The sequence below is a fragment of the Pseudomonas sp. REP124 genome, from assembly GCF_020164475.1.
Lineage (GTDB): Bacteria > Pseudomonadota > Gammaproteobacteria > Pseudomonadales > Pseudomonadaceae > Aquipseudomonas.
Map to the genome: position 1 here is coordinate 24,138 of NZ_JAIQWX010000073.1, position 6,000 is coordinate 30,137.

Annotated in this window: 6 protein-coding genes; 3 read left to right on the forward strand and 3 right to left on the reverse strand. The window is 62.2% G+C overall.

The features are described 5' to 3' along the window. Nucleotides 1–3 precede the first annotated feature (3 nt). Nucleotides 4–489: a YajQ family cyclic di-GMP-binding protein gene (locus tag K9857_RS18175; protein WP_077045697.1), complete on the reverse strand. Its 486-nt coding sequence runs from the start codon at nt 487–489 to the stop codon at nt 4–6. 133 nt (nt 490–622) lie between these two features. Here K9857_RS18175 and K9857_RS18180 point away from each other — a divergent pair, with 133 nt between their 5' ends. The 3 genes from K9857_RS18180 to K9857_RS18190 are packed head-to-tail and all read left to right on the forward strand — an operon-like array spanning nt 623 to nt 4,207. After that, a complete protein-coding gene (locus K9857_RS18180; protein ID WP_224537992.1) occupies nt 623–1,540 on the forward strand; it encodes a putative 2-dehydropantoate 2-reductase in 918 nt (305 codons plus the stop codon). 45 nt (nt 1,541–1,585) lie between these two features. Next, entirely contained in the window at nt 1,586–3,622 is a 2,037-nt protein-coding gene (locus tag K9857_RS18185; RefSeq protein ID WP_224537993.1) for a sensor histidine kinase, read from the forward strand. Between the two features lie 3 nt (nt 3,623–3,625). Beyond that, nucleotides 3,626–4,207 (forward strand): cob(I)yrinic acid a,c-diamide adenosyltransferase, encoded by a 582-nt coding sequence (locus tag K9857_RS18190; protein WP_224537995.1) that lies wholly within the window; start codon nt 3,626–3,628, stop codon nt 4,205–4,207. Nucleotides 4,208–4,342: 135 nt separating this feature from the next. Here K9857_RS18190 and K9857_RS18195 read toward each other — a convergent pair whose 3' ends face one another. Together K9857_RS18195 and K9857_RS18200 are read right to left on the reverse strand one after the other, a co-directional pair. Beyond that, complete coding sequence (locus tag K9857_RS18195) at nt 4,343–5,287, reverse strand: Nudix family hydrolase (RefSeq protein WP_224537996.1); 945 nt, start codon at nt 5,285–5,287, stop codon at nt 4,343–4,345. Then, nucleotides 5,284–5,916 (reverse strand): glutathione S-transferase family protein, encoded by a 633-nt coding sequence (locus K9857_RS18200; protein WP_224537997.1) that lies wholly within the window; start codon nt 5,914–5,916, stop codon nt 5,284–5,286. The genes K9857_RS18195 and K9857_RS18200 overlap by 4 nt, the downstream gene beginning before the upstream one ends. Nucleotides 5,917–6,000 lie beyond the last annotated feature (84 nt).

Consider the following 6,000-nt stretch of genomic DNA (forward strand, 5'->3'; position numbering starts at 1 on the left):
AGGTCAGTCGCGGAAGTTGTTGAACTGCAGTGGCATGCCGAATTCCTTGGCGCGCAGGGCAGCGATAGCTTCCTGCAAGTCATCACGCTTCTTGCCGGTCACACGGACCTGCTCGCCCTGAATGGCGGCCTGGACCTTGAGTTTGGCGTCCTTGATATGAGCGACGATCTTCTTCGCCAGCTCCTTGTCGATGCCTTCCTTGAGGACGGCTTCCTGCTTCATCAGCTTGCCCGAGGCGAAAGCGTCCTTGACCTCGAGGCACTGCACGTCGATCTTGCGCTTGACCAGCGCCAGCTTGAGGATCTCAATCATCGCTTCAAGCTGAAAATCCGCTTCAGCGGTCAGGTTGACGGTCAGGTCCTTTTCCTTGAACTCGAAGCTGCCCTTGCCTTTCAGGTCATAGCGACGATCGAGTTCCTTGACGGCGTTCTCGACCGCATTGGTGACTTCGTGTTTGTCCAGTTCGGATACCACGTCGAACGACGGCATGTAATCTCTCCAAATAAAGGCGCACTCATGAGGCACGCCTGGCTTGCGATAAAAATCCGCGCTGATTATAACGGGTCTTTCCCATCATTCACTGCGAGCTGTCAATGCGCGCGATAAACAGAGCAAAAAGCTGATGGCCACCACCTGGCATGTCCTGGGCGCCGGCAGTCTCGGCACGTTGTGGGCCACGCGCCTGGCTCGGGCCGGAGTGCCTGTACGGCTGATCCTGCGCGATGCCAGCCGTTTGCAAGCATATGAAGCGGCCGGCGGTCTGACCCTGGTCAAACACGGCAAGGAGCAGTGTTACCCGGTCCCCGCCGAAACAGCCGACAGCCAGGAGCCCATCCAGCGCCTGCTGGTCGCCTGCAAGGCCTACGACGCCGAACATGCAGTGGCGCAACTGACCCCGCGTCTGGCACCCGGTGCCGAGCTGATTCTGCTGCAGAACGGCTTGGGCAGCCAGGATGCCGTCGCGGCGCAGGTTCCACAGGCGCGTTGCATCTACGCATCCAGCACCGAAGGCGCCTTCCGCGATGGCGATTGGCGGGTGGTGTTCGCCGGCCACGGCTTCACCTGGCTTGGAGATGCCGGTCACCCCGTCGCCCCGATCTGGCTGGACGATCTGAAGGACGCCGGTATTCCCCATGAATGGAGCACCGAAATCCTCACCCGACTGTGGCGCAAGCTGGCGCTCAACTGCGCGATCAACCCTTTGACGGTACTGCATGATTGCCGCAACGGCGGTTTGCAGGAACACCATTGCGAGGTCGCCACCCTCTGCGGCGAATTGACCGAACTGCTCGAACGTTGCGGCCAGCCTGCCGCCGCCGAGAACCTGCAGCAGGAAGTCGAGCGGGTGATCCACGCCACCGCCGCCAACTTCTCATCGATGCATCAGGACGTCAGCAATGGGCGGCGCACCGAAATCAGCTATCTGCTGGGCCATGCCTGCAAAGTCGCCACGCGCCACCAACTGAACCTGCCGCACCTCAATCAGCTCGAATCCAGACTGATCGCTCGCCTGCACAGCCTTGGATTGCCCAGCGACTGAGCAGCGGCTACGCTGGCCACTTGTTCCTTTGCAGCGATAAACCTGATGCCATTGCGCCAGCGCCTCGAAAACCTTCCGGTCGGCCAGAAACTGCTGGCCGCCCTGTTGGTGCTGTTGACCACTGTCCTGCTGGTCGCCAACCTGACCTTTATCAGCGCCGCCTACTACATCTCCCAAGAAAGCATGGCGCCCCAGGCCCTGCAAACCATTGGCCGCCTGGTGTCCAACCCGAGTCTGATCTCAGAAGCCCTGTCATCGCCACAAAGCGCGCAACGCCTGCTCGATGAACTCAACAGCTATTCCCCGCTGCGCGCCGCCGCCCTGTATGACGGCAAGGGCGAGCGCCTGGCACAACTGCAACGTGGCGATCATCTGAACCTGCCCGAGCGTTACCGGCATGTCGAATCCTGGCAAGCCACCGAATTTCGCAGCAATCAGGTGATCACCCTGCCCCGCCCAGGCGCCGCTTCCGGGCACCTGCTGCTGGTGGCCAGCAGCGAATTACCGGTGGCGTTCTACACCGGAACCCTGACCGCCAGTCTCGGCATCCTGATTTTCAGCGTGCTGTTGTGGCTGGTAATCGCCCGGCAGATCAAACGCCTCATTACCCGGCCGATCCATCAGCTCGAGGAGCTTTCGCGGCAGGTGACGCGGGAGGAGAACTACGCACTGCGCGCCTCCCGCGGCAACCACGACGAGATCGGCAGCCTCGCCGAAGCCTTCAACACCATGCTTTCGCGCATCGAAGCGCGGGAGCAACAGCTCAAACGTGCCCGGGATGATTCCCAGGCCGCCTACGATCAGGCCCAAGGGCTGGCGGAGGAAACCCGGCACACCAACCGCAAACTGGAGCTCGAAGTCCAGGTGCGCAGCAAGATCGAGAAGAAACTCACCGGGTTCCAGAACTACCTCAACAGCATCATCGACTCCATGCCCTCGGCGCTGATCGCCCTGGACGAACAGCTCTACGTGACGCAATGGAACCAGGAAGCCAGCGCCCTTTCCGGTACGCGTCTGGACGAAGCCCTGAACCAGCCGATCTTCCTCGCCTTCGAACCGCTCAAGCCCTTCCTGCCGCAGCTCAAGCAAACCGTTGAGCAACACACCGTGGCCAAAATCGAGCGCGTGACCTGGGTCAAGGATGACGACGCCCGCCATTACGCCCTGACCTTCTATCCGCTGATGGGTGGCGCGGGACGGGGCGTGGTGATCCGTATCGACGACATCACCCAGCGCCTGTCACTGGAAGAAATGATGGTGCAGTCGGAGAAAATGCTCTCCGTCGGCGGCCTCGCGGCCGGTATGGCCCACGAGATCAACAACCCGCTGGGCGCGATCCTGCACAACGTGCAGAACATCCGTCGGCGTCTTTCCCCGGAACTGCCGAAGAACCTGGAGCAGGCCGAGCAGGTCGGCATCGAGCTGTCCACGGTCAACGACTACTTGCAGGCACGGGAGGTGCCGCAACTTCTCGATGGTATTCAACAGGCCGGCGCCCGGGCGGCGAAGATCGTCACCCACATGCTCAGCTTCAGTCGCCGCAGTACCCGGCAGATGGCCCCGTGCGACTTGCCGGCGCTGATAGATCAAGCCGTGGAGATCGCCGGGAACGACTTTGACCTGGCCATCGGTTTCGACTTCAAGGGCCAGGCCATCATTCGCCAGTTCGACCCTGCGCTGGGACCGGTGCCCGGCACCGCCAACGAACTGGAACAGGTGCTGCTCAACCTGCTGAAAAACGCCGCCCAGGCCATTCACCTGCGTGAAGACGACCGTGAGCCGGGGCGGATCATCCTGCGCACCCGGCTCAACCCGCCGTGGGCGGAAATCCAGGTGGAAGACAACGGCATCGGCATGAGCGAGAACGTGCGCAAGCGGACTTTCGAGCCGTTTTTCACCACCAAGGAAATCGGTCAGGGCACAGGTCTTGGTCTGTCGGTGTCGTACTTCATCATTACCAACAACCACAAGGGACAGATGGAAGTGCAATCCACCCTGGGCCAGGGCACCTGCTTCACCCTGCGCCTGCCTCTGGCGGGCACTCCGGTGATATCACAAGAACTCAACCAGATTTCGAGGTAAGCCATGGGCTTTCGCTTGTCGAAGATTTACACCCGCACCGGTGACAAGGGCGAAACCGGCCTTGGCGATGGCCGTCGCGTCCCCAAGGATCATCCGCGGATCGAGGCCATAGGCGAAGTCGATTCATTGAACAGTCAGGTCGGCGTGCTGCTGGCCGGGCTGGCGGCGGAAAGTGTCGAACATCCCGGGCTCAAGGAAGTGATCGAGGTTTTGGCGCCCTGCCAGCATCGGCTGTTCGACCTGGGTGGCGAGTTGGCCATGCCGGAGTATCAGGCGCTGAATGCTTTGGAAATCGAACGACTGGAAGCGGCGATCGATGTGTGGAATGAAGAGCTGGGGCCGTTGGAGAATTTCATCTTGCCCGGTGGTTCAGCGCTGATTGCCCAGGCGCATGTGTGCCGAAGCCTGGCCCGTAGCGCGGAGCGTCGCTGTCAGCATCTGAATGCAGTGGAGCCGTTGGCCGGGGTGGGATTGGCGTATATCAATCGGCTGTCGGATTTGCTGTTTGTGGTGGCGCGGGTGATTGCGCGGCGGCAGGGGGTGGCGGAGATTCTTTGGCAGGCGGCGGGCAAGCCTGGGGTTTAAGTACTGCAGTTGCCGGCCTCATCGCGAGCAGGCTCGCTCCCACAGTTGATTGCTGCTGTTCACGAATATTGTGTTCACAGAAATCCATTGTGGGAGCGAGCCTGCTCGCGATGAGGCCAGCAGCTACGCCGCCAATCAGGCCTCAGGCCAGAACGCCCGAATCCCCGCCACACCCTGGGCACCCGCCGCCCAGGCTTTGTGAACCTCTGCCGGGCCGACGCCACCCAACAGAAACACCGGCTTGCTGAACCCCTCGATCAGCGTCGAAGCCTGCTCCCAGCCCAACGGCAGAGCATCCGGATGGGTCAGGGTTGGCTGCACCGGCGACAGGGTCACGAAGTCCACGCCCATCTCTTCAGCCAACGCCAGTTCCTCGGCGTTATGGCACGAAGCGGCCAGCCAGCGCGATGCAGGCAATGGTCGACCCGCAGCAGCGTACTTGCGCAATTGCGCCGAAGTGATGTGCCAGCCTGCGGAGGGAAAATCCCCCAGCCATTCAAACGGCCCCTTGATCATCAGCTGCGCCTTGCCGGCACACAGCCCGGCGGCATCGACCGCCAGATCGCGGTATTTCGGGTCGTAACCGTTCGGCGCTCGCAGCTGGATCAGCTTGATCCCGCCCGCGATGGCCTTCTGAATGCCGCGCAGCAACGCTGGGCCTTCGAGATCTTCCGGGGTGATCAGGTACTGCTCGGGCAAGCGAGCGGCCGCGACGATCGGGCGGTTCGCCTCGGGGAATTCGTAACCCGATAGCTCACGCGCCGTGACCCAGGCCAATGGCTGGCCTTCGGCACCGTGGGGCTCGCCGGTAAAGGCCGAGACTTCCCAGACATCCAGCAACACCTGCTTGTCCGGGTAATCGTGATGAACCTTGATCAGCGGGCGTGCCGCGCTGACCACGATGCCCAGCTCTTCCTGCAGTTCACGGGCCAGCGCGGTTTCCACCGATTCATCGGCCTCGACCTTGCCACCGGGAAATTCCCACAGCCCGCCCTGGTGCTGGGTGTCGGCACGCCGGGCGATGAGGATTTTGCCGCTGCCGTCACGGATGACAGCTGCCGCTACGTGTACGCGTTTCACCGCTCGATCTCCCCAAGTCCGGCCTTCTGCCAGGCCTTGAAGGCTGGCCATTGGTAAATGGTTTCAACATAGGCTTCGTCCACCGCCGACAGTTTGACCTGGTAGGTACGCAGGCGCACGGCGATCGGCGCGAAAAACACGTCGGCCAACGAGATGCGACCGAACAGGTATGGGCCGGTCTCGGTGGCTGCGGCGCGGCATTCGGCCCACAGGGCGGACATGCGCTCGACGTCCGCCGTCACTTCCGCCGGAACCGGCGCCAGGGGCGCGTCACGGCTCAGGTCGAACGGCATGTTGCCGCGCATGCCGAAGAAGCCGCTGTGCATCTGCGCACAGGCCGAACGCGCCTGGGCGCGGGCAGCGGTGTCTGTTGGCCACAGGTTTTTGTCGGGGAATTGCTCTGCCAGGTATTCGGCAATCGCCAGGGAGTCGGCGATGGTGCCGTGCCCGGTCTTCAACAGCGGGACCTTGCCGGTCGGCGAATGCTTGAGCAGGCGCTCGCGGGTGTCGGGCTGATTGAGTTTGATCAGTTCTTCGGTGTAGGCAGCGCCGGCCAGATCAAGGGCCAGGGCGCCGCGCAGGGACCAGGAGGAAAACAGTTTGTCGCCGATGATCAGGTGCAGGGACATGTTCGGGACCTTTTGCTAGAGGGACAAGCCAGTCTAGTGGGTGACTGACGAACCGCCATCGCGAGCAGGCTCGCTCCCACAGGT

Bases quoted from the DNA above. Each gene is read 5' to 3' on its own strand.
- K9857_RS18175 (WP_077045697.1), bottom strand. From the start codon at position 489: ATGCCGTCGTTCGACGTGGTATCCGAACTGGACAAACACGAAGTCACC.
- K9857_RS18180 (WP_224537992.1), top strand. From the start codon at position 623: ATGGCCACCACCTGGCATGTCCTGGGCGCCGGCAGTCTCGGCACGTTG.
- K9857_RS18200 (WP_224537997.1), bottom strand. From the start codon at position 5,916: ATGTCCCTGCACCTGATCATCGGCGACAAACTGTTTTCCTCCTGGTCC.
- K9857_RS18190 (WP_224537995.1), top strand. From the start codon at position 3,626: ATGGGCTTTCGCTTGTCGAAGATTTACACCCGCACCGGTGACAAGGGC.
- K9857_RS18185 (WP_224537993.1), top strand. From the start codon at position 1,586: ATGCCATTGCGCCAGCGCCTCGAAAACCTTCCGGTCGGCCAGAAACTG.